The organism is Natronincola ferrireducens, assembly GCF_900100845.1.
In the GTDB taxonomy this organism is placed as follows: domain Bacteria; phylum Bacillota; class Clostridia; order Peptostreptococcales; family Natronincolaceae; genus Natronincola_B; species Natronincola_B ferrireducens.
Genome location: NZ_FNFP01000002.1, coordinates 270,119 through 293,457, shown reverse-complemented (window position 1 = coordinate 293,457; position 23,339 = coordinate 270,119). Strand labels below are relative to the sequence as shown.

Here is a 23,339-nt window from a genome sequence, read left to right as displayed (position 1 = left end):
AAAAACTGGAAATAAAAACTGGCTTTATCTTTAAGCCAGTTTTGAATTGATTAGTTATTATCTAAAGTCTTATCTATTACTTCTCCATTTAATGAAAATGTTTTTGATTCAGTAATTTTCACTGTAACTATTTGTCCTATTAATGATGTGTCACCGGGAAAATTAACTAGCTTATTTTGTCTTGTTCTTCCCATTAACTTAGTTGAATCCGTCTTACTAAGCCCTTCTACTAATACTTCAACTTCTTTATTCATATAATCTTGATTTATTTCTCCACTGATACGATTCACTGCTGCTACTAATCTATTAAATCTTTCATGTTTCATTTTGTCATCTATTTGTTCATCCATTTTAGCAGCTGGAGTACCTTCACGAATAGAATATAAAAATGTAAAAGCTGAGTCAAATCTAACTTTTTCCACAACATCTAATGTATCCTTAAAATCTTCTTCGGTTTCTCCAGGGAAGCCTACAATAATATCCGTTGTCATTGCTATGTTAGGAACGGCTTTTTTAAGTTTGTGAACTAACTCTAAATAACCTTCTTTTGTGTATTTTCTATTCATATTTTTTAATACATTGTTGCTTCCAGCTTGGAATGGCAAGTGTATATGCTCACAAACCTTATCTAATTCAGCTATAGAAGTAATTAGTGCAGCAGACAAATCCTTAGGATGAGAAGTCATAAACCTAATTCTTTCTAAACCTTTTATTCTATTTAATTCTCTTAATAGGTCAGCAAATTCAATTCTTCTTTCTAGGGTTTTGCCATAGGAATTAACATTTTGACCTAGTAATGTAATTTCCTTTGTCCCATTTTCCACAAGATCAGTGACTTCCTTTACGATATCTCCTACTTCTCTACTACGCTCTCGTCCTCGAGTATAGGGTACAATACAATAGGTACAGAAGTTATTGCATCCATACATAATATTTACAAATGCTTTAATATCATATTTTCTAATAGAAGGTATACCTTCTATTATGTCCCCCTCCTTTTCCCAAACCTCTACTATCATATTATTAGCCTGTTTGCAATTGGCTAAAAGTTCTGGGAATGTATGGAGATTATGGGTTCCAAAAACTAAATCAACGTGCTGATATTTCTTTTTTATTTCTTCTACAACTTTAGGCTGCTGCATCATACATCCACACACAGCAATAATTAAATCATTATTCTTTTTCTTTAGGGGCTTTAGGGCCCCTAAATTCCCATAAACTTTTAATTCAGCATTTTCTCTAACACAACATGTATTGTATATAATTAAATCTGCTTCCTCTTTTTTAGTAGTTTCTATATAGTTCATATCCTTTAACATAGATAGTAGCTTCTCTGAGTCATGCTCATTCATTTGACAACCGTAGGTTACAATTAATACCTTCTTTTGCTTTCCAGTTGTTTCGTATAATTCTTTGTTTTCACAGTAAATTTCCTCCACAATCTCTTGCTGGTTCTGAAGGTCAATGGAATGTACTTCATAGTTATTTTGTCTTTTCAAGCCTACTTCCTCCTTATATTGAATCAAGTATTACAAATTCTTATTAATATATTATAACCTAAATAAATCTATAAAAAAAGTGCAGGGTTGAATTCCCTGCAGAAGTCTTTTCTTATCCTCCTAATGTGATATCTTGTTTATTATACCATTCCAAAGCCTCATATAAATGCTGGGATTGAAAATCTGGCCAGTACTGGTCTATAATATAAAAATCTGAATATACAGATTGTATAGGTAGAAATCCACTCAATCGTCTTCTTCCTCCCCACCTAATAATTAGATCAATTCTTGATATATCTGATGAATATAAGGTCTTTAATAAATCATTTTGATTTTTTAATGCTTTATCTGTTGATCTTGATAAGTCCCAATGCCATCCATAGTTAACTAAAAAGTTGACTTTAGTAGTACCTTTGCCAAATACTTGTCGTTTTGTGTATTGTTTTAATTCCTTGGGGAACATCTTTGAATCGGTATTGCCTAATACTAATAGGGAAGCATCCTCATGACAAAGCAATTTTACTGCTTCTATACAAGCTTTGGTGAAAGCTAGGGCTTGAACTGATGGTCTTTTGGTGTTATCCATTGTAAATCCATAATAAGTTATTTCTTTTATTCCTATTTCTTCACAAAGTTTAAATAGATCTAGTCCTGGCTTTAAACCTCTTTCATATCCCTCTTCCTTTAATAATCCTTTATTTTCTGCCCACCTTCGATTCCCATCAGGAATAATACCAATATGTGCTGGAATTCTCATCATAACCCCTCCTGAAAGATAATTTATCTACCTCACAGCAAATAGAAAATTATGCATTATATTATTTGATTATCACCATAAGTATACATATTCATTCATTCTTTTAATCGATTTTAATTATATTTTGATAATCGATAATTGCTATTTGTTAATTAGGTTGATAAAAATCTAAAAATTCTAACTTATTGTTCTCGCAAAGGTTTTTCTTGTTTGGTTTTTACAATTTATGTTAATATATAGATGTATGTACAAATATTATATAGGAGGTATGTTTATGAAATTATCAAAACGTATCACAGCAATGCAGGAATCACCTATTAGAAAGCTTGTACCCTATGCACAAGGGGCCAAGGCTAATGGAAAACATGTGTATCATTTGAACATCGGACAACCTGACATTGAAACTCCTACATCCTTTATGAAATCCATTAAAAATTTTGATGAAAAAGTATTAGCTTATTCATCATCACAAGGTATGCCTGAATTGATAGATGCCATTATTAACTACTATAAAAAATATGATATCCATTATGAGCAAGATGAGATTCTAATTACCAATGGGGGTTCTGAGGCTCTTTTATTTGCTATTATTGCTATAGCTGATGCTAACGATGAAATATTAGTACCTGAACCTTTCTATACCAACTATAATGGATTTAGCTCTGCTGTGGATGTAAAGGTATCTCCTATTACCTGTAAAGCAGAAGAAGGTTTTCATTTGCCCTCTAAATTTGAGATTGAGGAATTAATTAATCCTCGTACAAAGGCTATTTTAATTTCTAACCCTGGTAATCCTACTGGTGTAGTTTATACTAAAGAAGAACTTAAAATATTAGCTGAATTAGCTGAAGAGTATAACATATTTATCATTGCTGATGAAGTTTACAGAGAGTTTGTTTATGATGGATTACACTATACTAGTTTTGGAAACATCGAAAAAATACAAGATCGAGTAGTTATCATAGATAGTGTTTCAAAACGTTATAGTGCCTGTGGTGCAAGAATTGGTTCTATAGCTAGTAAAAATAAAGAGTTAATTAGGCAAATATTAAAGCTTTGCCAAGGAAGACTATGTGTACCTACTCTTGAGCAGATTGGTTCTGTTGAACTATATAAAACACCACAAGAATACTTCAATGAAGTAAATACAGAGTACCAAAACCGTAGAGATATCGTATATAATGGACTTAGTGAAATACCTGGTGTACTATGTAAAAAGCCAACAGGTGCATTTTATGTTGTTGCTAAACTACCAGTAGATGATGCAGAAAAATTTGCAATTTGGCTGTTAAAGGATTTTGATGTAGATGGTGAAACTGTTATGTTAGCACCAGCAGAAGGTTTTTATGCTACACCAGGCCTAGGTAAAAATGAAGCAAGAATTGCTTACATTTTAAATGAAAATGACCTAAAAAAAGCTATGAATATCTTGAAATTAGCTTTAGAAAAATATCCTAATACCACTCTAATACCACAAAGTTGTTGCTAAACTGCCAGTAGATGGTGTGGGGAAATTTGTAATTTATAAAACTATCCTGATAGAACAAAATAATAGAAAGCTCGGATTTTCCGGGCTTTCTATTATTTTGTTCCAAATAGTTTAGCAAAAATAGATACCTTTTTATGTTCTTCTCTTTTAAGTTTTTCTTTTAATTCTGCTACTTCATAGGATTTTTCTTTAATTTTCATTTTAAGTTTTGCATTTTCACATATTAAAACATCCTTTTCCTGGTTTATCAACTGAGCCTTTAGGTCGTCTATTTTCATAGATAGTTCTTCAATATCCTCTTTATAATTAAATTTATGAAGACCTGTCACTATTTCTTTTAATAAATAGTGAAACTCCTCTTGCCCTAATAAATTGTTTTTTTCCACGGAATGATGGATATCCTCTAAAGTCATTTGAGTAACAGCAGTTTCTTCTACAGGGTCCTCACTACTATTTATAATTACTTCTGGAGATTTTAATACCTGCTTGATTTGTTTGTTTGTTAATCCTTTTTCCTGTAAGGTTTTAATATATCTAAGCTGTTCTAATTCATTATAGGTGAAATACCTTCTATTACTTTCATTTCTAGGAATATCTAATTCAAACTCTTTTTCATAAAATCTTATAACATGAGGCTTATACCCCGTTATATCTGCTATTTCTTTTATAGAATAGATTTCATTGATCACTTCCAAACCTTCACCTCCTATAGACTTCTTCTAAACTTCTTCAATATTTATGGAAGAATTTCCTTTTAAAATGATAGACTTTCGTAATACAAATTCAATCAATTTATAGTATAACAATAAAAAATCAGACAAAAAAAGACATGATATCATGTCTTTTTTTATTCATCTAATTGAATAGGATGGATTACTATATTTTTAGTTAATTCTATTGCTTCCTCTACATCAGATAGAAAAACCATTTCACAATCACTGTGCAAATATCTACAGGGAATAGATAATACACCTGAAGGAACACCAGATTTAGTTAAGTGGATGGCACCTGCATCTGTTCCCCCAAATTCTAAAATCTCTATTTGATAAGGTATATTATTTTTTTCTGCCTGATCTATCATATAGTTTTTTACTTTAGGATGACATAAAATAGAATTATCCTTCACCTTAATAGCAGGCCCTTTACCTAACTTCACTGCCATGGACTTTGCCTTTGGTGTATCTCCAGTGGCTGTAACATCAAAAGCTATGGCGATATCTGGCTCTATTCCATAAGCAGCCGTTTTTGCCCCCCTTGTGCCCACTTCTTCTTGAACAGTAAATACAAAGTAGAGATCATTTTCGGTGTTAGATAGCCTTTTCAGTGCTTCTATCATCACAAAGCATCCAATTCTATCATCTAATGCTTGAGATATTACCTTTTTTTCATCAGCTACGACTTCACTACAGTAAACAGCAATATCTCCTATTTTCACTTTGTCTTCTGCTTCTTCCCTGCTAGAGGCACCTATGTCTATAAATAATTTATCCAGTCTTAAATCCTTTAAATCTTCAAGTCTTTCACTTCCTATAACTCCAATCGTACCATTTTCAAAAATAACTCTTTGGGATAATGTAATAGCTGGAGAAATGCCCCCTACATTGGTAAACCTTAGGAATCCTTCATCATCAATATAGGTTACCATCAAACCGATTTGATCCATATGTCCTGCCAACATCACTTTTTTACCAGCACCTTTTTTTCTAGCAATTAAATTACCCAGTGTATCTACTGTGATCTCATCAACAAGTTCTTTTATTTCTTCTCTAATAAGATCTGCTATTTTAACCTCATTACCTGCTGGTGAATAGGTAGATAGCATCTTTTTAAGAAAATCTATATTTAAGTTTGTCATCATAGAATACCTCCTTTACTAATCTCATCAATATATTTTTTTACAAGTTGGATTGTATTGCTTAAATCATCTTTGCTCAAAACTGAAACAGGTGAATGAATATATCTACAGGGAACTGCTATTGATATGCAGGGTAATCCTGTTTTAGCCAAATGAAATCTACCAGCATCATTTCCCCCGAATGTTGTTTTACGGCGCTGCCATGGTATATTATATTGCTTAGCAATAGCAATTAAAGAATCAATATATTTTCGTTGATAGATCGAAGTCTGATCCATAATAGAGATAGCAGGTCCTTTATCCAGTTCAGTAACTTGCATATGAGGTTCAATCCCAGTAACATCTGAGCATGTGGTACCTTCTAATACGATAACTAAATCAGCATCTACTTGATTTGCTGCAACCTCTGCTCCCCTGAGACCAATTTCCTCTTGAACTGTAAAAACCCCAGTGATATTGATAGGCATTTCTTGCTTTAGAATTTCAATAAGAATATGACAACCTACTCGATTATCTAGAGCCTTAGCTTTGATTCTATTGGTTCCAAATTCTATATATTCGCTATGGAAAGCAACATAATCTCCTATAGAAATATTTTTTTCTGTCTCTTCTTTACTTTTTGAGCCAATATCAATATATAAATCATCAATACTCAGTGATTTTTTTCTTTCTTCTGGCTTTTGCATATGAATGGCCTTCGCTCCAATTACACCTGGGATTCTTTTTTCGCCAATTATTACAATCTTAGAAACCAAAATTCTAGCATCAATTCCTCCTACAGGAGTAATCTTAATAAGACCACTGTCATCTATTCCTTTCACCATAAACCCTACTTCATCCATATGGGCTGTAATGACAATATGGGGTCTGTTTTCAAAAGATTTTTTTTCCACAAAAATATTTCCCATTTTATCTATCTTTACATGATTTGAAGTATTTTTTATCTCATCTATTATAATTCTTCGAACTTCTCCTTCATTGCCAGATATGCCAAAAGCACTAGTTAATTTTTTTAATAACATAGCAATTCCTCCATATCTATTCCATTTAATGAAGCAATAAATCTAGCCAATAGCTTTCCAGTTTTTTCAATATCAGACAAACTAATAGTTTCAACAGAAGTATGCATATATCTTAGAGGAATAGATAGCAGGCCAGTAGCAACTCCTTCTCTTGATACTTGCATTGGCCATGCATCTGTTCCTGTTCTGCCTGGAGCTACATCAACTTGATAGTCTATATAATTATTTTTTGCTACTTCCCTTAGCTTTTCAAATATTTTAGGATGAATGTTGGGACCCATAGTAATAGCAGGTCCTTTCATCATTTCTATTGTGTCAAATTTATTTAGTTCTGGAGTTTTTCCAAAACCCACATCAATTGCAATTCCAACATCTGGATTAATGCCATAGGTAGAGGTTATAGCACCTCTAGTTCCTACCTCTTCCTGAACCGTAGCTACACAATATACATCCATGTCATGGTTTATGTTATCTAGTTCCTTGAGGCATATATACAGTGCTAAAATTCCTGCTCTATCATCCAAAGCTTTTCCAGCCATCCAATCGTTTAATAGGTGAGTTACCCTTCTTTTGATGGTTATAATATCTCCTATTCTTATCACCTTGTTTGTTTCATCTTTATTTAGTCCTATATCTATAACCAAGTCTTCCATTTTTAAAGCTTTATTTCTTTCTTCATCGGTTGATAGATGGGGAGGCTTAGCCCCAATGATACCATATATCTTTTCTTTTCCATGTATGATGACTTCTTGACAAAGCAGGGTTCTTTGATCAATTCCCCCAATATTGGTAAACTGAACATAACCTTTTTCATCAATATCCTTCACCATCAAGCCAATTTCATCCATATGAGCTGCTAACATGATTTTGTTTCCATTATTTTTTTTCCCTTTTTTAAAACAAATTAAGTTTCCTAGATTATCTTTTTTAATGTTATCTGTGTAGTCTTGAAAATTAGCTTTGATTACTTCAGCTACTTCACTTTCGTAACCAGAAACCCCAGATGCTTCTGATAATTTTTGCATAAGCTCTCTCAATTCCATATACAGCATCCTTTCTATAAGTTATCCTTCAGTGTATTTCTTTGAGCCTGCCACTTCCTTCAGCAGGAGATCAAGTACTACATCCTCCAAGTAAATTCATCTACAATTCAGCCATCTACTTATAAATCAGCTGTCATTTTATAGCATTTTTTTATAAAAAAAAGTTTTAATAGGAGTAAGTTTGTATCTATGGGGTAATATAATTTGTTCAGTGCTGCCAACAAATAGTACACCATTATTATTTAACGAATTATAAAATTTATGATACATTTCATTTTTTGTTTCTTCAGTAAAGTAGATCATAACATTTCTACATATGATTAAGTCGCAATCGGTTGGATATGCATCTTCTAAAAGGTTATGCTTTCTAAAGGTTATTCTACTTTTAATATCGTCTGAAATCCTATAGCTTTCTGCAATCTTATTAAAGTATTTATGGATAAAATCTTTCGGAAGATTTTCAATGCTTTTTTTTCCATAAATTCCGGTATTAGCTTTGCTTAGTGCTTCTTTATCAATATCTGTAGCTAATATGCTAATTTCCTCTAATGATAAAAATTTCGTTAAAAGCATTGCTAAAGAGTAGGGTTCCTCACCTGTGGAACAGGCAGCACTCCATATCTTTAAATTTCTTTTATTGGTTAGTAGATTGGGGATAACTTCTTTTTCTAATGTTTCCCATTGTTGAGGATTGCGATAAAATTCTGAAACATTAATTGTTAAATAATTAATAAATTCTTCTAATAACTTTTCATTAGTATTTAAAGCTGCAAAATATTCATCATAAGAATGATAACTATTACGGGTAATTAAAGATTCTATTCTTCTTTTCATTTGTCTCTCTTTATAGCTAGATAAGTTTATTCCTATTTTTCTATAAATTTTTTCTTTAAAAACATCATAACCTTCCATTTAAAATCTCCTCCTGATTATAAACAGAGTAAAAAATAAAGAGTCTAAGACTCTCTATTTTCTTCTCCAATATTGTCAGATGTATTGATGATATCTCCAATAGTTACAGGTGCATCATCGCTGATATATTCAGATGTTACTTCTTCCTCATCCTTTTTTTCAACAGCTGTAATACTTAAGCTAATACGTTTTTCTTCTTTATTAATATCTAATATTTTCACCTTTACACTATCATTAACATTTAAAACTTCTGCTGGTTTAGCAATATGCTTATCACTAATTTGAGAAATATGAACTAATCCATCCAATCCTGCTTCTAACTCAACAAATGCTCCAAAATCTACTAATTTAACTACTTTTCCTTCAACAATATCTCCAGCTTTGTATTTTTCTTCAATTTGTTCCCAAGGTTGTTTTTGAGTGCTTTTAAGACTAAGAGAAATTTTTTCTGTTTCTTTATCAAAGTCTAATATCTCTACCTCTACTTTATCTCCAGACTTTAATATTTCTGATGGATGCTTTACTCTACCCCAAGATAATTCAGATATATGTACAAGTCCATCAATCCCACCTATATCAACAAAAACACCAAAATCTGTAATTTGTTTTACTTCCCCTTGGATTTTTTCACCCTTTGTAAGTTTGCTAAACACTTCATTTTTCTTTTCTTTTAACTCTTCTTTTAATACTATCTTTCTAGATAATACTACTTTAGCCTTTTTACGATCAAATTCTATGATTCTTGTATTAAAGTTTTTACCTACAAATTCACTTAGGTCTTCTACATATCTATTGGAAAGTTGACTTGCAGGTATAAAACAACGGATTCCTCGAGCTAATGCTACTACTCCCCCACGAACAGCTTCTATGACTTTTGTCTCTACAAGAGATTGAGCATCCTTTATTTTTTCTAAATCCTGCCATCCTTTTTCACTATCTACTCTTTTCTTTGATAATAAAACATTTCCTTCTCCATCATCAACTTTTAGAATATATACCTTAATTTCATCTCCCACCTTTGTTATATCTTTAGGTGAAATAGACGTGTCATTTGAAATTTCTTCCTTTGGTATTATTCCATCAGATTTATATCCTAAATTAACAACTATCTCGTTTTGTGTAACATTAATGACTTTACCATTTACTATATCTCCTCTATGTAGTTTGACCATAGATTTTTCTATTTCTGCCATCAAATTTTCCATTTCATTATGCATAATATTGGCCTCCTTAGAATAATTATATATTTCTTATTGTTTCAATAGCTTCACTTATAATCCATCTTGGTGTAGATGCTCCTGCAGTAACTCCTATCGTTTCATATTTTTTAAAAGTGTTTATAGGTAAATCTTTGATAGTTTCTACATGAAATGTATCATTGGGTTTTATTTTTTTGCAAATTGATACTAACTTTTGTGTATTTGAACTATGTTGTCCACCAATAACAACCATAGCATCTACCTTTGTAGCTAAGTGTTTCGCTGCATTCTGTCTCTCTTTTGTAGCTAAACAAATCGTGTTAAATTTCACAACTTCTTTTGCATAATTTTCTAACTTTTCACTAATTGTATTATATTGCTCTACTGCCATTGTTGTTTGAACTACAATACATAATTTATCTACTGATGGTACTTTATGAATATCTTCTTCTTTATTAATAATGATAGCTTGATTATTACACCATCCATTAATCCCTATTACTTCAGGATGACAAGAATTTCCTATAATAGCAATTGTGTATCCTTTACCATAATAGTTTTTTACAATATTTTGTATTCTTCTTACAAAAGGACATGTTGCGTCAATGATATTTAAACCTTTATTTTCAAGTTCTTCATAAATTTTTTCTGAAACACCATGGGATCTTATTATGATAGATCCTTCTGACAAATCTTCAATATTTTCTATAACCTCTATCCCTTTTTCTTCCAAATTTTTTACTACTTGGTTGTTATGTATTAAAGGCCCTAACGAGTAGATATTTTGATCCTTTTGTTTTTTTTCTAATTCTCCAAAAGTAGTATTGATTGCTTTTTCTACTCCAAAGCAAAATCCTGAATAGTCAGCTAAAATTACCTTCATTCATTACCTCCTACTGCAATAATGGATTTATTGACTGAATATAAGAGAGTTAACATTTTAATATTCTATAAAACATTCTAAATTCCTTCTTTAATTAAATTATTTTATTAGAAAATTTATAGTATCTCTTCTATTATAATCTTTTATGGTCACCCTACTATCTATGACTTTTGACTTATGATATAAATAATTTTTTCTACAACTATATCTACATCTAAACCTGTTGTATCTAAAATAATAGCATCCTTTGCTTTTTTTAAAGGAGCATGTTGTCGTTCTGTATCAAGCTTATCCCTTGCTTTAATAGATTCTTTGATATCTTCATAGACTACAGCCTCACCTTTTTGTATCAGTTCATTATACCTTCTATGGGCTCTTTCATCAATAGAAGCAGTTAAAAATATCTTGATAGCTGCATTTGGTAATACATGGGTACCAATATCCCTACCATCCATAACTACACTATTATTTGTGGCAAATTTCTGTTGTAGCCTTACTAGACATTCTCTAACTTCTGGTATCTGCGCTATATAAGAAACACTTTTTGTGACTTCTTGGCTTCTGATGTTTCTTGTCACATCCTCACCATCGATAAAAATATTATCTTGGGAAATTGTCATATCAACATTGTTAGTGATATTAATAATTTGTTCTTTGTTATGTATATTGATGTTTTCTTTAATTACCTTATAAGTTAAAGCCCTGTACATGGAACCAGTATCTATATAAGTAATGTTTAACCTTTTTGCCAGTTTTTGAGCAATAGTGCTTTTGCCCGCTCCAGCCGGGCCATCGATGGCTATTTGTAGATATTTCAATTGGATTCCTCCCTTTAAAGTGATAAAACCACCAATAAAGGGTGGTTATTTATAAAATCAACCTATTTATTGATACACACTATTAAAATTATACATTAATTTTACATATTACTCAAGTATTCTTAAATTTCTACTCTTGATAAAGTTTTTATATTTCTACTTATATATACTGTTTTTGGGGGCTGTGGCAACTTAACATTATAGGAAACATTCACTACCTTTAATTGTATATCTTCATTGTACATGCTACCATTTATCTGTACTACGTCCCCATCTTTAACCATTATAACAGAGGTGTTTTCGTTGTGAAACTTTTTATAACTTTCTCCATTTAGTAAAATTTCTAAATGTGGATAAACTTTATCTCCAATTATTTCTATAGTAACGGTCCCCTGTTGTTGTAGTACAAGATAATTGTGCTGTAAATCATCATAATTTTTATAATATACATCATAATATCGATTATAATTAGCTAAAGAATTAAATATAAAGATACAAAAAATACTAAAGACAGTAATAACTAAACAAAACTTTTCAAATTTATCAATTGATTTTTTAATCATGAAAGTCACCTACTGTTATGTTGTATATGACCTGTCTCATTATACTTTAATAGAACAGGGCCATAATTTCTAAACTCAATTATATTTATACAGCAATTTTCTTGTTTTAATCTATAGTAATTGCATATATCCATGTTTAATACATTCAATAACAATAATTTAATTATAGTGCTATGACTAATGATTAATATATTTTTTTCTTTGGTATTTTTTAAAACATTTTCTACAAATTCTACTATTCTTCTTTGGACAGAAATCAACTTTTCTCCACTGGGTATGCAGGTTTCATGAGGATAGTTTCTCCAAGTTTTCAACTCACTTGGATATAATTTTAGAATTTGTTCGTTTGTTAATCCTTCCCATTGGCCAAAGTTCATCTCATTTAAATTTTTATCGCAATAATAAGGAAGCTTTAATATTTTACTGATAATTTCTGCTGTAGATTTGGCCCTTAACAGACAGCTAGAATAAATTACTTCTATTTTTTCTTCAATTAATCTTTTAGCTAAAAGCTGTGCTTGAAGCAGGCCATCATCTGTTAATTGAGAATCCTTAATCCCTTGGGTTCTGCCTTCTAAGTTCCAATTAGTTTCTCCATGCCTAACTACATATAACTTCTTCATTAATGATTCCCCTATCTCCTATTTTAAAAATCTGATTTTTACTTATTTATTCTCAAAAAATCAATAAATTATTACACTATATTCATAGAATAAAACAAAGAACACCAAATTTAGAGGTGTTCTTTGTTTTATTAGGAAAGATATGCTTATCTCTATTTCTCATTGTCATATACATTATGTTTATCCCATAAATCTTCTAGTTTGTTGAAGTAGGCAGTTATTTCTTCTTTTTCACGCATTCCAACTGCTAAGATGAGGGCATTAATTAAACTTAAAGGTGCAACCAATGAGTCAACAAAGGAAGCCATATTATTTTTAGCAGTTAAACAGTAATTAGATAGGCCATATATAGGTGACATAAAACTATCAGTAATTGCTACTATAGTTGCATTTTGTTCCTTTGCATATTTTAATGCTTCTACAGTTCTATTTGAATATCTAGGAAAACTCAATCCTATAACTAAATCTTTATCAGAGACCCTAAGCATTTGTTCAAAAATATCACTTATGCCATAGCCTACAATTTTTACATTATTTACAATCATATTTAAATAGAAGCCTAAATATTGGGCTAGGGCAGTAGAACTTCTCAAGCCTATAATATAAATTGTTTCAGCTTTTAATATTTTGTCTACTACCTCTTGAAAGGTTTTAAAATCCATAGCTTCTTGAGTAGCACGAATATTATCAATATCCGACTTAAACATTTTTTTTAATATTGCTTCCTCACCAAAATAATCTCTAGACATTTCTACTCTTTGTACAGTAGTAAGCTTTATTTTTATGATATCCTGTAGGCCCTTTTGTAATTGAGGATATCCATCAAAGCCTAGAGCATTTGCAAACCTAACTACAGTTGATTCACTGACTCCCACTATTTTTGCTAATTTTGAGGCTGTCATAAATGCAGCTTTATCATAGTGTTCTACAATGTATTGAGCAATAAGTTTTTGGCCTTTGCTAAGCTTTGGAAAATTTCTTTGAATTTCTAGAATTAAATCCTTTGTATCTTCGATCATATTATCATCATCCTATTAAAAATTTTTGAAATGTTTTACCCGACTACTTCCAAGAACGACCTACTGGCTAGGTTGTATCCTTCTATCAATGCTTGTTTATTTAACTTTTCTGTACCTTTTGGTACTCTATTAAGAACAGCAGCTTCTAAACAATCTTTAGTTACAACATCTGTTAGTTGTTGAATTAATCCAACTGCAACAATATTAGCAACCATCAACTTTCCTATTTTATCAGATGCTGTAGATAGTATTGGAACTTGAACAACTTTATAAGATGTATTGCTAGTATGCTTTATAGAAGTGTCAATGATTAAAATCCCATTATCCTTTAAAGTATTTATATACTTATCATAGGCTACTTGTGTTAATGCAAGTAATACATCTGCTTTCTCGACCTTGGGATAATCTATTTCTTCACTACTGATAATAACTTCTGATTTACTGGCCCCACCCCTTGCTTCTGGTCCATATGACTGGGATTGAACTGCATTTTTTTTATCTAAAATAGCCGCCTCTGCTAAAATAATTCCTCCTAAGATTAATCCTTGACCTCCTGAACCACTGAGTCTGATTTCCTGTCGACTCTTCATATTATCTCTCCTTTGGCAACATTATAATTACTACTATTTTACAGTTTTGAATTTTTCTATAATTTTCAAATACTCTTCTGTATATTCTGGTTCAATTGTATTTTTAAACTCTCCGATTAAAAACTTTCCAGCCATCTTCTCCTTGGGTAGTTTTTCACCTACTTTAACATCAACTGCAGTATCTTTTAAGTATTTCATCATATCAACAGCAGATCCTTTTTTATTCTTTCTCCCATAATAAGTAGGGCATATACTAATGGCATCAATCAAAGAGAATCCTTTGTTGTGAATACCATTTTCCACTAATTTTGTTAGCTGATTTGCATGATAGGCTGTGCCCCTAGCAACATAAGTAGCTCCAGCACCGTCAACTAGCTTACATACATCAAATGCCTTGTCTATGTTGCCAAATGGAGCAGTTGTTCCGAACTCATTTGTTGGAGTTGTTGGAGAGTACTGTCCACCAGTCATTCCATAGATATTATTATTAAATACAATTGTTGTAATATCTATGTTTCTTCTTGCCGCATGGATAAGATGATTACCTCCTATGGCTGTACAATCTCCATCTCCTGTAATAACAATTACCTTTAATTCTGGATTAGCTAGCTTTACTCCTGTGGCAAAGGCTAAGGCTCTTCCATGAGTTGTATGCAGTGTATTAAAGTCCATATATCCTGGAGCCCTTGATGAGCATCCTATACCAGAAATAACACAAACCTTTTTCTTTTCTAAATTGCAATTCTCAATAGCTTGGGCAACCGTTTTCATGATAATTCCATGTCCACAGCCTGGACACCAAATATGAGGCAATCGATCCATTCTAAAATTATCTCTAATTAATTGACTACCTATATGCATTTTAAAGAACCTCCCTAATTTTAGTTAGGATTTCATCAGGAGTAATTGCTTCTCCATTTACTTTTCCTAAATGATATACTTCCCCTTTACCTGCAACAATTCTTTCAACTTCCAATACATATTGTCCTAAGTTCATTTCTGGCACTAGGATTTTCTTTACATTTTTTACAAGTTCTTTTATTCTTTTTTCAGGAGATGGCCATAGTGTTAAAGCTTTAAAAAGTCCAACCCTATACCCTAGTTCTCTTGCAGCTTTAACAGCACTTTTAGCAGATCTAAAGGTACCACCATAGGCTAAAATAATCAGTTCAGCCTCCTCTAAAAATTCTTCTTCATATAGTACTATATCGTCAACATTATTATCAATTTTTTGCATTATTCTTCTTAATAGTTTATCTGATGTTTCTGCATCATTTGTAGGAAAGCCAAATTCATCATGCATTAATCCTGTTACGTGAAATTTGAATCCATCTCCAAAGGCAGCCATTGGCGGTACCAGCTGATCATCTGTTGTCCTATAGGCCATATAATCTGTATCATTAGCTTCAGGTCTTAATCTATCTATAACTTCAATCTCGTCTTTGTTAGGAATTTCAATTTTTTCTCTCATATGTCCCACGATTTCATCTAACATTAACAAAACAGGTGTCCTGTATTTTTCTGCTAAATTAAAGGCTTTAACGGTCAAATCAAAGGTTTCACCTACAGATGTTGGAGAAAGAGCTATAACAGGATGATCTCCATGGGTCCCCCACTTTGCCTGCATAACATCTCCTTGAGAAGGTGCAGTTGGTAATCCTGTACTAGGGCCTGCCCTTTGAACATCTACTATTACACATGGAATTTCCGCTAAAGCTGCATAACCAATATTTTCTTGTTTTAAGGAAAATCCTGGACCACTAGTAGCCGTCATGGATTTAAGTCCTGCAAGGGAGCCACCTATAGTTGCAGCCATTCCTGCAATTTCATCTTCCATTTGTATAAATTTACCTCCTATTACTGGAAGTCGTTGAGAACAAATTTCTGCTATTTCTGTTGAAGGAGTAATAGGATACCCTGCATAAAATTTCATTCCTGCTGCAAGCGCACCTTCAACACAAGCTTCATTTCCTTGCATTAATTTTACTTTTCTATTTTTCATTTTTATCCTCCTCCAAATAAATAGCATAATCTGGACATCTGAGTTCACAAAAACCACATTTTATGCATTTATCTATATCATTTATATGAATCTTTTCATCTATTAACCCTAAAATCTTTACTGGGCAAAATTCTACACAAATGCCACACCCTTTGCACCAAGCTTTAACTATTTTTAATTCTTTGTTATTTTTTTGATTAGCCACCCTTTACAACTCCCTCCATAATTGTTAAGTATTCTCCCTTTTAATATTAATATTAATATTAATATTACATTTCTATATCTCTTAATTTAAGAATATCAAACTCTTGTTTGTTTTGCAATTTAAATTTCATGATTTGAATGAATTATATTTGTTTTGCAATTATCTAATCATGTTTTACATTTTTTCTGTCATTTTTTAAAAAAGAAATATAACCTAACAGTAAGGTTATATTTCTATATTCCATTTTTTCATTTTTTCAAAAGTTCTAAAATGAGTTAAATCAAAATGTATAGGAGTAATAGATATATAGTTGCTTTGTAATGCTAAAATATCACTTTCTTTGCTTTGTTCCATGTCAATAACGGTTCCAGATGTCCAAAAGTAACTATTTCCTCTAGGATCTTGTCTTTCAATAAAGGTATTTGCATATTTTCTAATTCCTAAGGTGGTCACTTTAGACCCTTTTATTTCTTCCTTTAAACAGGTAGGATAATTAATATTAACAATAGTCTCTATTAAATCCCTATGTTCAAGCATTTTTTCTGCCATTCTGCATGCAAATTCTGCTGCATCATTGTATTGAATAATATCTGTACTACCCATGGATATGGCAATGGATGGAATATCCATAATTGCCGCTTCAACAGCTGCTGAAACAGTCCCTGAATAAATCACATCTGTACCTAGATTAGGACCATTATTTATGCCTGAAACAACAATATCAGGCTTTCCATCCTTTAGCAATGCTTCTACCGCTAATTTAACACAATCAGCAGGCGTACCTTCAACTGAATAGGCCTGTATGTTTGTATCAAAGAATTTAACTTTAGTTACTCTTAAAGGGTGATGGATTGTAATAGCATGTCCTGTTGCGCTCCGTTCTGTATTTGGTGCTACTACAATTACTTCACCAATTTTTTGCAGTTCTTTAGCTAATGTATAAATGCCACTTGCAAATATTCCGTCATCATTAGTTACTAAAATACGCATATATTTCCTCCTATAATTAACTATTATTTTTATTATATATATATTAACTATTACAAATAATATAATAACTTATTCTATTTATTTAAACTAATATGTTGGGGTGATATTTTGATTCAAATAGATGATGCAGGAAGCGGTAGTTTACTTGGTGGAACAATCATTGGTGTGTTAAGAGTAGAAACTAATGAATATTATTATGATGTTATTCCTCTTGAATATTATAAAGATAAAAATTTTGAAAATAAAATATATATTAATTATGTTGTCACAATTGTAGAAAATATTTTCAAAAAATTAAATGTAGATAAAACAGAAGTTATTGAAATATGCCGAGGATATATGTTTGATGCCCTATCAGTATGGCTTAAAAAACATAATTATAATTATATAAAAACAAAAATCAAAAACCCTCTGCAAACAAAGATTGAAAAAACCTTCGAAAACTATACTGTTCATTTGGGACTACCTAAGAGCTTTATTAGCTATACAAAATATCCTTTTCATTTTCATCGAATATTAAAATGGATTTATGCTGATTATAATAATCGCAGTCTACTGTGTAAAACCGGTTGGAAAAGCTGGAAGAAATATGGTAATCTTGAAGTTCAGCATACACAGGAGTTAATTAAAAATAACAATTTGATGTGTTTAAAGTGTTATGAGGTTATTCCTAAAAACACAGCTGGAACTGCTATTACCTATTACAGCAATAAATTAACCAAGGTATTTGTACATAACGAGTGTGTTTAAATAGCTCCTAGACTTGCAGGAGCTATTTATAGGGCTTTAAAACATCTTTATTTAAACTGGATGGGTTTTTTCTTTTTCATTATATAATGTTGATTCTATTTTGTATTTTTCAGACCATCTTTCTTTAAAGAAATTCATAGCTACCTGTGGAAATAAAGCATAGGATAATACATCTTCTTCTTGTTCTAAGTACTCTTTTATCTCTGCTTTAAGAATTTCTAATTGAGGTTTAATGAGATCAGCAGGTCTCCCTGTAATAACCTGCCTATCTCCAACAATTTTTTGTTTAATTTCTTGCTTTATAGGAATTGTTGTTTCACCATATAATCCTGCAACATAATCCTTAACCTCTTTAGGTACCATTTTGTAGCGCTCACCTATGATTACATTGAACACTGCCTGGGTACCTACCATTTGACTCATAGGCGTTACAAGAGGAGGGTATCCTAAATCTTCCCTAACCTTTGGTACCTCTGCTAAAACTTCTTCAAATTTATCAAGTTTGTTTTGCTGTTTTAGCTGTGAAATAAGATTAGAAAGCATACCTCCTGGAACTTGATATATCAAAGTATTAGCATCTACTCCCAAAACCTTTGGATCAATAAGTCCTTCATTTAAATATTTATCTCTTAGAGGTCTAAAGTAATCAGCAATATTACTTAGTAGTTCTAAGTTGATGTTTGTATCATAAGGTGTATCCTTAAGAGCTGCTACTAAAGGTTCGGTAGGGGGCTGAGAAGTTCCTAACGCCAATGGAGAAATAGCAGTATCAACAACATCAACACCAGCTTCTATTGCTTTTAAATAGGTCATGGACGCAATTCCACTACTATAATGGGTATGTAACTGTATGGGTATTTTTACAGCAGCTTTTAACTTCTTAACCAAGTCAAAAGCTACATAAGGTGTTAATATCCCTGACATATCTTTAATACAGATGGAATGTGCACCTATCTCCTCCATTTCCCTTGCTTTTTTCACATAGTAGTCTAGGTTATGAATAGGGCTAATTGTATAGGATATAGCACATTGAGCATGACCACCTTCTTGATTTGTAACCTTTACAGCGGTTTCTAAGTTGCGGATATCATTTAAAGCATCAAAAATACGAATAATATCTATACCATTATAGATAGACTTTTTTACAAATTCACTAACTACATCATCTGCATAGTGCTTATATCCCAATAGATTTTGACCCCTTAGCAACATTTGTAATTTTGTTTTTTTTACTTCTTTTCTTATACTTCTAAGCCTTGCCCAAGGATCTTCATTAAGGAATCTTAGACAAGCATCAAATGTAGCCCCTCCCCACATTTCCAGGGAGTGGTATCCTGCTTCATCCATTTTTGCAGCAATAGGCAGCATATCTTCTGTCTTCATTCTTGTTGCTAAAAGAGATTGATGGGCATCTCTAAATACAGTCTCTGTAATACCTAGTTTTCCCTTCACTTCATATCCCCTCCTATATGAATTTGTTTTTTATTGCTTTTTTTCAATAAATACAATAATGGGTGGATTATTTTCATGATTTGTATAGTTGCATTCTAGTACCGTATACTTTTTATAATCTAAGTTTCGAATATAGTCAAGAACTAATTCCTTTTCTAATATACCTCCCCTATGACCATAATATATAAGAATAGAAACAACTCCTCCCTTTTTTAGCAAGGAAAAAACTCCATCAAAGGCTCTAATTGTTGTTTGGGGTATAGTAATTATTTCTTTATTACTATTAGGCAAATAACCTAAATTAAACATTGCTGCATCAATAGGTTCTTTTACATGACTTTCAATATTTTCATGTCCATCAAGAATCAGGTGAATGGAGTTATTGTCCATTGCAACATTATTATATAGTAGTTTTTGTTTTGTAGCCTCTAGAGCTTTTTCTTGAATATCAAAAGCATATACTTTACCACTAGCTCCTACTAGCCTATGAAGAAATAAGGTATCATGGCCATTTCCCATCGTTCCATCAATAACAATACTTCCCTTATTAATTTTATGTTTTAAAAAATTATGTACAAAATCTGTTGCTCTCAAAACTGATGTGTAACTCATTTTTCACCCCATACTTTTTTTATTTTTGCAACCTTTTTGGAAAAACAAAGGGATGTTGCATAACAATGTTGTGCTATTGTTATATTCCTTCAAATATTCTCTAATACTAGGGGGTACTTTAATATCTTTTAGTAGTTGTAATCCTTTTTTAAAAAGAAAATTTTCTAATGCCTCATTTTGTTGAATCACTACCCATTCAGATCCGTTTTTTTCAATATAGTTCATTGAAGCTCTTAAAAGGCCATCCCCCAGGCCTTGATTCCTTACATCTTCATTTACATATATATTTATAATTTCTGCTATAAAATTATTGAAATTTTTTATTTCTGAAAAGCCTAAAAGCTTTTTTTTATCTAAAATTATCATATATTCATGATCTACTTTTGTATTATTCCAAAACCAGTAATCCCTATAAAAATTTGCTAATATTATTTTATCTTCCTCTAGGGCTCTTCTAATTATCACCATCTATCATTACTCCTTATAGTCCTTGTAAATATTTTGTTTCTCCATTGTCTAAATACCTCCACTTGCCAACAGGTAATTTACCAAGCTTGATTTCTCCCATGGAGATTCTTTTCAAATGCAGAACTGGATGTCCAATAGCATCACACATTTTTCTTACTTGACGATTTTTTCCCTCGCGAATCCTAACTTCTATTAGACTACTTTCCTCTGTCTCCTTTAGAACCTTTAACTTAGCTGACGAGGTTACATAATCTTCTATTTGTAGACCATTTTGGAAAGCTTCTATTTCTTCTTTTGTTAATTTACCTATCACATTAGCAATATATGTTTTTTCAACCTTAAATTTAGGATGGGTTAATTTAAAGGTTAGTTCTCCATTATTGGTTAACAAGAGGAGTCCAGATGTGTTGTAATCCAATCTACCTACAGGAAATAGCCTATAGGGTGATTCAACTAAGTCCGTTACCTTTTTACGATTAAATTGATCTGAGGCAGTAGTGACATATCCAACAGGTTTATTCAATAAAACATAAATAAATTTCCCCTCTTGTTGAACTTCTTTATCGTTTATAGTGATTTTATCTTTTTCAGTATCTATTTTATAGCCCATTTCTGTTACAACTACACCATTTACTTTAATTATACCCTTTTTTATTAACTCTTCACTTTTTCTTCTAGAAGCTATCCCACAAGATGCTAAAAATTTTTGCAATCGCATCCATTTCACTCCTTCTAAACAGCTTTACATATTCTAATAAATCTATCCTTATATTGCTTAAGCTTATATCCTTTTATGTATACCTTTAAGAAATTAAGATATGAGAAGTCCTCATATCTTAACTATTTAAAAAATTATCAATTCGATTTAATCCTTCTTCAATATTCTCTAATGAAGTTGCATAGGATAAACGAATAAAATCATCAGCTCCAAAAGCTAATCCTGGTACTATGGCAACATTAGCATTTTCTAGTAACACTTCTGCAAAATCAATAGAGTTTTTGATTTTGTTTCCTTTTATCTCTCTTCCAATCCACTTGGAAATATTCATCATAACATAAAAAGCACCTTTAGGGGTAATGCAAGATATATCTTTAATTTGGTTAATTCTATTGACCATATATTTTCTTCTTTCATCAAAGGCTCTTCGCATTTCTTCTATAGAAGTTTGATCTCCTGTTAATCCTTCGATACTAGCGTATTGAGCTATAGTATTAGGATTAGATGTGGCATGACTTTGTATATTCCCCATTATTTTGGCAATTTCTGTGTTAGAAGCTGTGTAGCCTATTCTCCATCCTGTCATAGCATAACCCTTTGACATACCATTAATAACGATTGTTCTTTCTTTAATTTCTTCATTTAGACTGGCAATACTAATATGTTCTTCTCCGTCATAGACTAGTTTTTCATATATTTCATCTGCAACAACAAGAATATCATGTTTTACAGCTATTTCTGCAATCTCCTCTAGCTCTTCCTTTGTATAAAGAGAACCTGTTGGGTTAGATGGACTATTTAAAATAATAGCCTTTGTATTACGGGTAATCACTGATATTAAATCTTCTTTTTTTAGTTTGAATCCATTGTCTTCACTACATTCTATGTAAACAGGTGTTGCATCTGCCATCTTTACTAGTTCAGGATAACTAACCCAATAGGGTGTAGGTATAACCACTTCATCATCAGGATTACAAATAGCCTGAAAAATATTGAATAGTGAGTGCTTAGCACCATTAGATACAATTATATTTTCAGGCTTGTAATGCAATTTATTCTCTTTCTCAAGTTTTTGACAAATAACTTCCTTTAGCTGGGGTAGCCCCGATGCAGCGGTATAACCTGTAGAACCCTTTTCAATGACCTTTACTGCAGCTTTCTTAATATTATCAGGGGTGTGAAAATCTGGTTCTCCTACCCCAAAGCTAATAACATCAATCCCTTCTGATTTCATTTGTTTTATTTTAGCATCAATGGTTAATGTAACTGAAGGCGTAATATTAAGATTTTTTTTAGATAATTTAATATTCATTTTATTCCCTCCGCAATATTTAATTATTTTTATTCAACTCTTTTATTACTATTTTTACACTTTTTTCTACATCTCTTCTTATTTTATCAAATCTTTTACTATACTGATAGTAGCATTGTAGAAAATAATGCAAATAATCCAACTTTATAATAAAGGAGTATCTCTATTTATACACATTTATAAATATCTTTTAGTGTATTTTTGATAATCGTTAGGGAATCTTGTAAAACTTGCTCATATAACCTTTTAATGTTGTTATAATGTTCCAACCCTTCATCAGTTATACGATAATGTCTAATGGATCTTTTATCTGGTTCTTTCCACCACCCTATAATATAATTATTACTCTCTAACTCCCTTAATAAAGGGTATATCATACCGGGACTAGGCTCCCATTTATAATCCATTCTAGTCTTTATTTCTTCTATTATTTCATTACCATAAAAGCTTTTCTTAGATAATAGGTGCAAAATATATAGTTTAACAAATTGAGTTGTACTTATTTTTGAAGGAAATTGTCTGTTTCTTTCACCTTTTATTATCATGTTTCTCTCCCAC

Annotated in this window: 26 protein-coding genes; 2 read left to right on the top strand and 24 right to left on the bottom strand. The window is 31.5% G+C overall.

Annotated elements, in window-relative coordinates:
• Window positions 1-50: 50 nt before the first annotated feature.
• Together miaB and uppS are read right to left on the bottom strand one after the other, a co-directional pair.
• A complete protein-coding gene (gene miaB, locus BLS22_RS06910) occupies window positions 51-1,499 on the bottom strand; it encodes a tRNA (N6-isopentenyl adenosine(37)-C2)-methylthiotransferase MiaB (protein ID WP_090552670.1) in 1,449 nt (482 codons plus the stop codon).
• Between the two features lie 112 nt (window positions 1,500-1,611).
• Window positions 1,612-2,256, bottom strand: coding sequence for a polyprenyl diphosphate synthase (gene uppS, locus BLS22_RS06905; protein ID WP_090552666.1), 645 nt, complete (start codon window positions 2,254-2,256; stop codon window positions 1,612-1,614).
• A 274-nt stretch (window positions 2,257-2,530) separates the two neighbouring features.
• On the opposite strand from uppS, the gene BLS22_RS06900 reads away from it, so the two are divergent.
• Window positions 2,531-3,745 (top strand): pyridoxal phosphate-dependent aminotransferase, encoded by a 1,215-nt coding sequence (locus BLS22_RS06900; protein WP_090552661.1) that lies wholly within the window; start codon window positions 2,531-2,533, stop codon window positions 3,743-3,745.
• A gap of 92 nt (window positions 3,746-3,837) precedes the next feature.
• Here BLS22_RS06900 and BLS22_RS06895 read toward each other — a convergent pair whose 3' ends face one another.
• From BLS22_RS06895 to surE, 16 genes are all read right to left on the bottom strand, one after another.
• A complete protein-coding gene (locus tag BLS22_RS06895; RefSeq protein ID WP_090553279.1) occupies window positions 3,838-4,434 on the bottom strand; it encodes a MerR family transcriptional regulator in 597 nt (198 codons plus the stop codon).
• Between the two features lie 158 nt (window positions 4,435-4,592).
• Window positions 4,593-5,603, bottom strand: a complete 1,011-nt coding sequence (locus BLS22_RS06890; RefSeq protein WP_330386488.1) for a M42 family metallopeptidase — start codon at window positions 5,601-5,603, stop codon at window positions 4,593-4,595.
• Window positions 5,600-6,622 carry a M42 family metallopeptidase gene (locus BLS22_RS06885; protein ID WP_090552657.1) on the bottom strand — a complete coding sequence of 341 codons (1,023 nt, stop codon included), beginning with the start codon at window positions 6,620-6,622 and terminating at the stop codon, window positions 5,600-5,602. The genes BLS22_RS06890 and BLS22_RS06885 overlap by 4 nt, the downstream gene beginning before the upstream one ends.
• Window positions 6,613-7,665, bottom strand: coding sequence for a M42 family metallopeptidase (locus BLS22_RS06880; RefSeq protein ID WP_090552653.1), 1,053 nt, complete (start codon window positions 7,663-7,665; stop codon window positions 6,613-6,615). The genes BLS22_RS06885 and BLS22_RS06880 overlap by 10 nt, the downstream gene beginning before the upstream one ends.
• Window positions 7,666-7,803: 138 nt before the next feature.
• A complete protein-coding gene (locus BLS22_RS06875; RefSeq protein WP_090552650.1) occupies window positions 7,804-8,577 on the bottom strand; it encodes a CheR family methyltransferase in 774 nt (257 codons plus the stop codon).
• 44 nt (window positions 8,578-8,621) lie between these two features.
• Window positions 8,622-9,794: a 30S ribosomal protein S1 gene (rpsA, locus tag BLS22_RS06870; RefSeq protein WP_090552645.1), complete on the bottom strand. Its 1,173-nt coding sequence runs from the start codon at window positions 9,792-9,794 to the stop codon at window positions 8,622-8,624.
• A 22-nt stretch (window positions 9,795-9,816) separates the two neighbouring features.
• Window positions 9,817-10,659, bottom strand: a complete 843-nt coding sequence (locus BLS22_RS06865; protein ID WP_090552640.1) for a 4-hydroxy-3-methylbut-2-enyl diphosphate reductase — start codon at window positions 10,657-10,659, stop codon at window positions 9,817-9,819.
• Window positions 10,660-10,820: 161 nt separating this feature from the next.
• Window positions 10,821-11,477, bottom strand: coding sequence for a (d)CMP kinase (gene cmk / locus BLS22_RS06860; RefSeq protein WP_090552637.1), 657 nt, complete (start codon window positions 11,475-11,477; stop codon window positions 10,821-10,823).
• A 122-nt stretch (window positions 11,478-11,599) separates the two neighbouring features.
• Window positions 11,600-12,040, bottom strand: a complete 441-nt coding sequence (locus BLS22_RS06855) for a hypothetical protein (RefSeq protein ID WP_090552632.1) — start codon at window positions 12,038-12,040, stop codon at window positions 11,600-11,602.
• Between the two features lie 5 nt (window positions 12,041-12,045).
• The gene (locus BLS22_RS06850) at window positions 12,046-12,663 is read right to left on the bottom strand and encodes a histidine phosphatase family protein (RefSeq protein ID WP_090552629.1); all 618 of its coding nucleotides are present in this window, start codon (window positions 12,661-12,663) and stop codon (window positions 12,046-12,048) included.
• Window positions 12,664-12,815: 152 nt separating this feature from the next.
• Complete coding sequence (locus tag BLS22_RS06845) at window positions 12,816-13,682, bottom strand: MurR/RpiR family transcriptional regulator (RefSeq protein WP_090552625.1); 867 nt, start codon at window positions 13,680-13,682, stop codon at window positions 12,816-12,818.
• A gap of 35 nt (window positions 13,683-13,717) precedes the next feature.
• On the bottom strand, window positions 13,718-14,272 hold the full coding sequence (locus tag BLS22_RS06840; protein WP_090552622.1) for a 2-oxoacid:acceptor oxidoreductase family protein: 555 nt from the start codon (window positions 14,270-14,272) through the stop codon (window positions 13,718-13,720).
• A gap of 33 nt (window positions 14,273-14,305) precedes the next feature.
• Complete coding sequence (locus BLS22_RS06835) at window positions 14,306-15,133, bottom strand: 2-oxoacid:ferredoxin oxidoreductase subunit beta (protein ID WP_208974678.1); 828 nt, start codon at window positions 15,131-15,133, stop codon at window positions 14,306-14,308.
• Window position 15,134: 1 nt separating this feature from the next.
• A complete protein-coding gene (locus BLS22_RS06830) occupies window positions 15,135-16,274 on the bottom strand; it encodes a 2-oxoacid:acceptor oxidoreductase subunit alpha (protein WP_090552616.1) in 1,140 nt (379 codons plus the stop codon).
• Window positions 16,264-16,479, bottom strand: coding sequence for an indolepyruvate ferredoxin oxidoreductase subunit alpha (locus tag BLS22_RS06825; RefSeq protein ID WP_090552612.1), 216 nt, complete (start codon window positions 16,477-16,479; stop codon window positions 16,264-16,266). The genes BLS22_RS06830 and BLS22_RS06825 overlap by 11 nt, the downstream gene beginning before the upstream one ends.
• Window positions 16,480-16,704: 225 nt before the next feature.
• A complete protein-coding gene (gene surE, locus BLS22_RS06820; protein ID WP_090552607.1) occupies window positions 16,705-17,469 on the bottom strand; it encodes a 5'/3'-nucleotidase SurE in 765 nt (254 codons plus the stop codon).
• Window positions 17,470-17,577: 108 nt separating this feature from the next.
• Between surE and BLS22_RS06815 the strand changes: the two genes are divergently transcribed.
• Complete coding sequence (locus BLS22_RS06815; RefSeq protein ID WP_090552603.1) at window positions 17,578-18,219, top strand: hypothetical protein; 642 nt, start codon at window positions 17,578-17,580, stop codon at window positions 18,217-18,219.
• 51 nt (window positions 18,220-18,270) lie between these two features.
• On the opposite strand, the gene BLS22_RS06810 is transcribed toward BLS22_RS06815, so the two are convergent.
• The 6 genes from BLS22_RS06810 to BLS22_RS06785 all read right to left on the bottom strand — a co-directional run bounded on the left by BLS22_RS06810 (window position 18,271) and on the right by BLS22_RS06785 (window position 23,326).
• A complete protein-coding gene (locus BLS22_RS06810; RefSeq protein ID WP_090552599.1) occupies window positions 18,271-19,671 on the bottom strand; it encodes an oxaloacetate decarboxylase subunit alpha in 1,401 nt (466 codons plus the stop codon).
• 30 nt (window positions 19,672-19,701) lie between these two features.
• On the bottom strand, window positions 19,702-20,283 hold the full coding sequence (locus BLS22_RS06805; RefSeq protein ID WP_090552595.1) for a tRNA 5-(aminomethyl)-2-thiouridylate-methyltransferase MnmM: 582 nt from the start codon (window positions 20,281-20,283) through the stop codon (window positions 19,702-19,704).
• A gap of 3 nt (window positions 20,284-20,286) precedes the next feature.
• Entirely contained in the window at window positions 20,287-20,751 is a 465-nt protein-coding gene (locus BLS22_RS06800; RefSeq protein ID WP_090552589.1) for a GNAT family N-acetyltransferase, read from the bottom strand.
• Window positions 20,752-20,764: 13 nt separating this feature from the next.
• Window positions 20,765-21,469 (bottom strand): pseudouridine synthase, encoded by a 705-nt coding sequence (locus BLS22_RS06795; RefSeq protein ID WP_090552584.1) that lies wholly within the window; start codon window positions 21,467-21,469, stop codon window positions 20,765-20,767.
• A gap of 118 nt (window positions 21,470-21,587) precedes the next feature.
• On the bottom strand, window positions 21,588-22,781 hold the full coding sequence (locus tag BLS22_RS06790) for a pyridoxal phosphate-dependent aminotransferase (RefSeq protein ID WP_330386487.1): 1,194 nt from the start codon (window positions 22,779-22,781) through the stop codon (window positions 21,588-21,590).
• A gap of 167 nt (window positions 22,782-22,948) precedes the next feature.
• Window positions 22,949-23,326 carry a PadR family transcriptional regulator gene (locus BLS22_RS06785; protein ID WP_090552581.1) on the bottom strand — a complete coding sequence of 126 codons (378 nt, stop codon included), beginning with the start codon at window positions 23,324-23,326 and terminating at the stop codon, window positions 22,949-22,951.
• Between the last annotated feature and the right edge of the window lie 13 nt (window positions 23,327-23,339).

What these genes read in the sequence shown, in the direction of transcription:
- BLS22_RS06805 (WP_090552595.1), bottom strand. Translation starts at nt 20,283, where the DNA reads ATGAGTTACACATCAGTTTTGAGAGCAACAGATTTTGTACATAATTTT.
- BLS22_RS06875 (WP_090552650.1), bottom strand. Translation starts at nt 8,577, where the DNA reads ATGGAAGGTTATGATGTTTTTAAAGAAAAAATTTATAGAAAAATAGGA.
- BLS22_RS06855 (WP_090552632.1), bottom strand. Translation starts at nt 12,040, where the DNA reads ATGATTAAAAAATCAATTGATAAATTTGAAAAGTTTTGTTTAGTTATT.
- BLS22_RS06850 (WP_090552629.1), bottom strand. Translation starts at nt 12,663, where the DNA reads ATGAAGAAGTTATATGTAGTTAGGCATGGAGAAACTAATTGGAACTTA.
- BLS22_RS06880 (WP_090552653.1), bottom strand. Translation starts at nt 7,665, where the DNA reads ATGGAATTGAGAGAGCTTATGCAAAAATTATCAGAAGCATCTGGGGTT.
- BLS22_RS06800 (WP_090552589.1), bottom strand. Translation starts at nt 20,751, where the DNA reads ATGGTGATAATTAGAAGAGCCCTAGAGGAAGATAAAATAATATTAGCA.
- uppS (WP_090552666.1), bottom strand. Translation starts at nt 2,256, where the DNA reads ATGAGAATTCCAGCACATATTGGTATTATTCCTGATGGGAATCGAAGG.
- BLS22_RS06865 (WP_090552640.1), bottom strand. Translation starts at nt 10,659, where the DNA reads ATGAAGGTAATTTTAGCTGACTATTCAGGATTTTGCTTTGGAGTAGAA.
- BLS22_RS06835 (WP_208974678.1), bottom strand. Translation starts at nt 15,133, where the DNA reads ATGCATATAGGTAGTCAATTAATTAGAGATAATTTTAGAATGGATCGA.
- BLS22_RS06845 (WP_090552625.1), bottom strand. Translation starts at nt 13,682, where the DNA reads ATGATCGAAGATACAAAGGATTTAATTCTAGAAATTCAAAGAAATTTT.
- BLS22_RS06795 (WP_090552584.1), bottom strand. Translation starts at nt 21,469, where the DNA reads ATGCGATTGCAAAAATTTTTAGCATCTTGTGGGATAGCTTCTAGAAGA.
- BLS22_RS06790 (WP_330386487.1), bottom strand. Translation starts at nt 22,781, where the DNA reads ATGAATATTAAATTATCTAAAAAAAATCTTAATATTACGCCTTCAGTT.
- BLS22_RS06900 (WP_090552661.1), top strand. Translation starts at nt 2,531, where the DNA reads ATGAAATTATCAAAACGTATCACAGCAATGCAGGAATCACCTATTAGA.
- BLS22_RS06890 (WP_330386488.1), bottom strand. Translation starts at nt 5,603, where the DNA reads ATGATGACAAACTTAAATATAGATTTTCTTAAAAAGATGCTATCTACC.
- BLS22_RS06840 (WP_090552622.1), bottom strand. Translation starts at nt 14,272, where the DNA reads ATGAAGAGTCGACAGGAAATCAGACTCAGTGGTTCAGGAGGTCAAGGA.
- surE (WP_090552607.1), bottom strand. Translation starts at nt 17,469, where the DNA reads ATGCGTATTTTAGTAACTAATGATGACGGAATATTTGCAAGTGGCATT.
- BLS22_RS06785 (WP_090552581.1), bottom strand. Translation starts at nt 23,326, where the DNA reads ATGATAATAAAAGGTGAAAGAAACAGACAATTTCCTTCAAAAATAAGT.
- BLS22_RS06830 (WP_090552616.1), bottom strand. Translation starts at nt 16,274, where the DNA reads ATGAAAAATAGAAAAGTAAAATTAATGCAAGGAAATGAAGCTTGTGTT.
- BLS22_RS06885 (WP_090552657.1), bottom strand. Translation starts at nt 6,622, where the DNA reads ATGTTATTAAAAAAATTAACTAGTGCTTTTGGCATATCTGGCAATGAA.
- rpsA (WP_090552645.1), bottom strand. Translation starts at nt 9,794, where the DNA reads ATGCATAATGAAATGGAAAATTTGATGGCAGAAATAGAAAAATCTATG.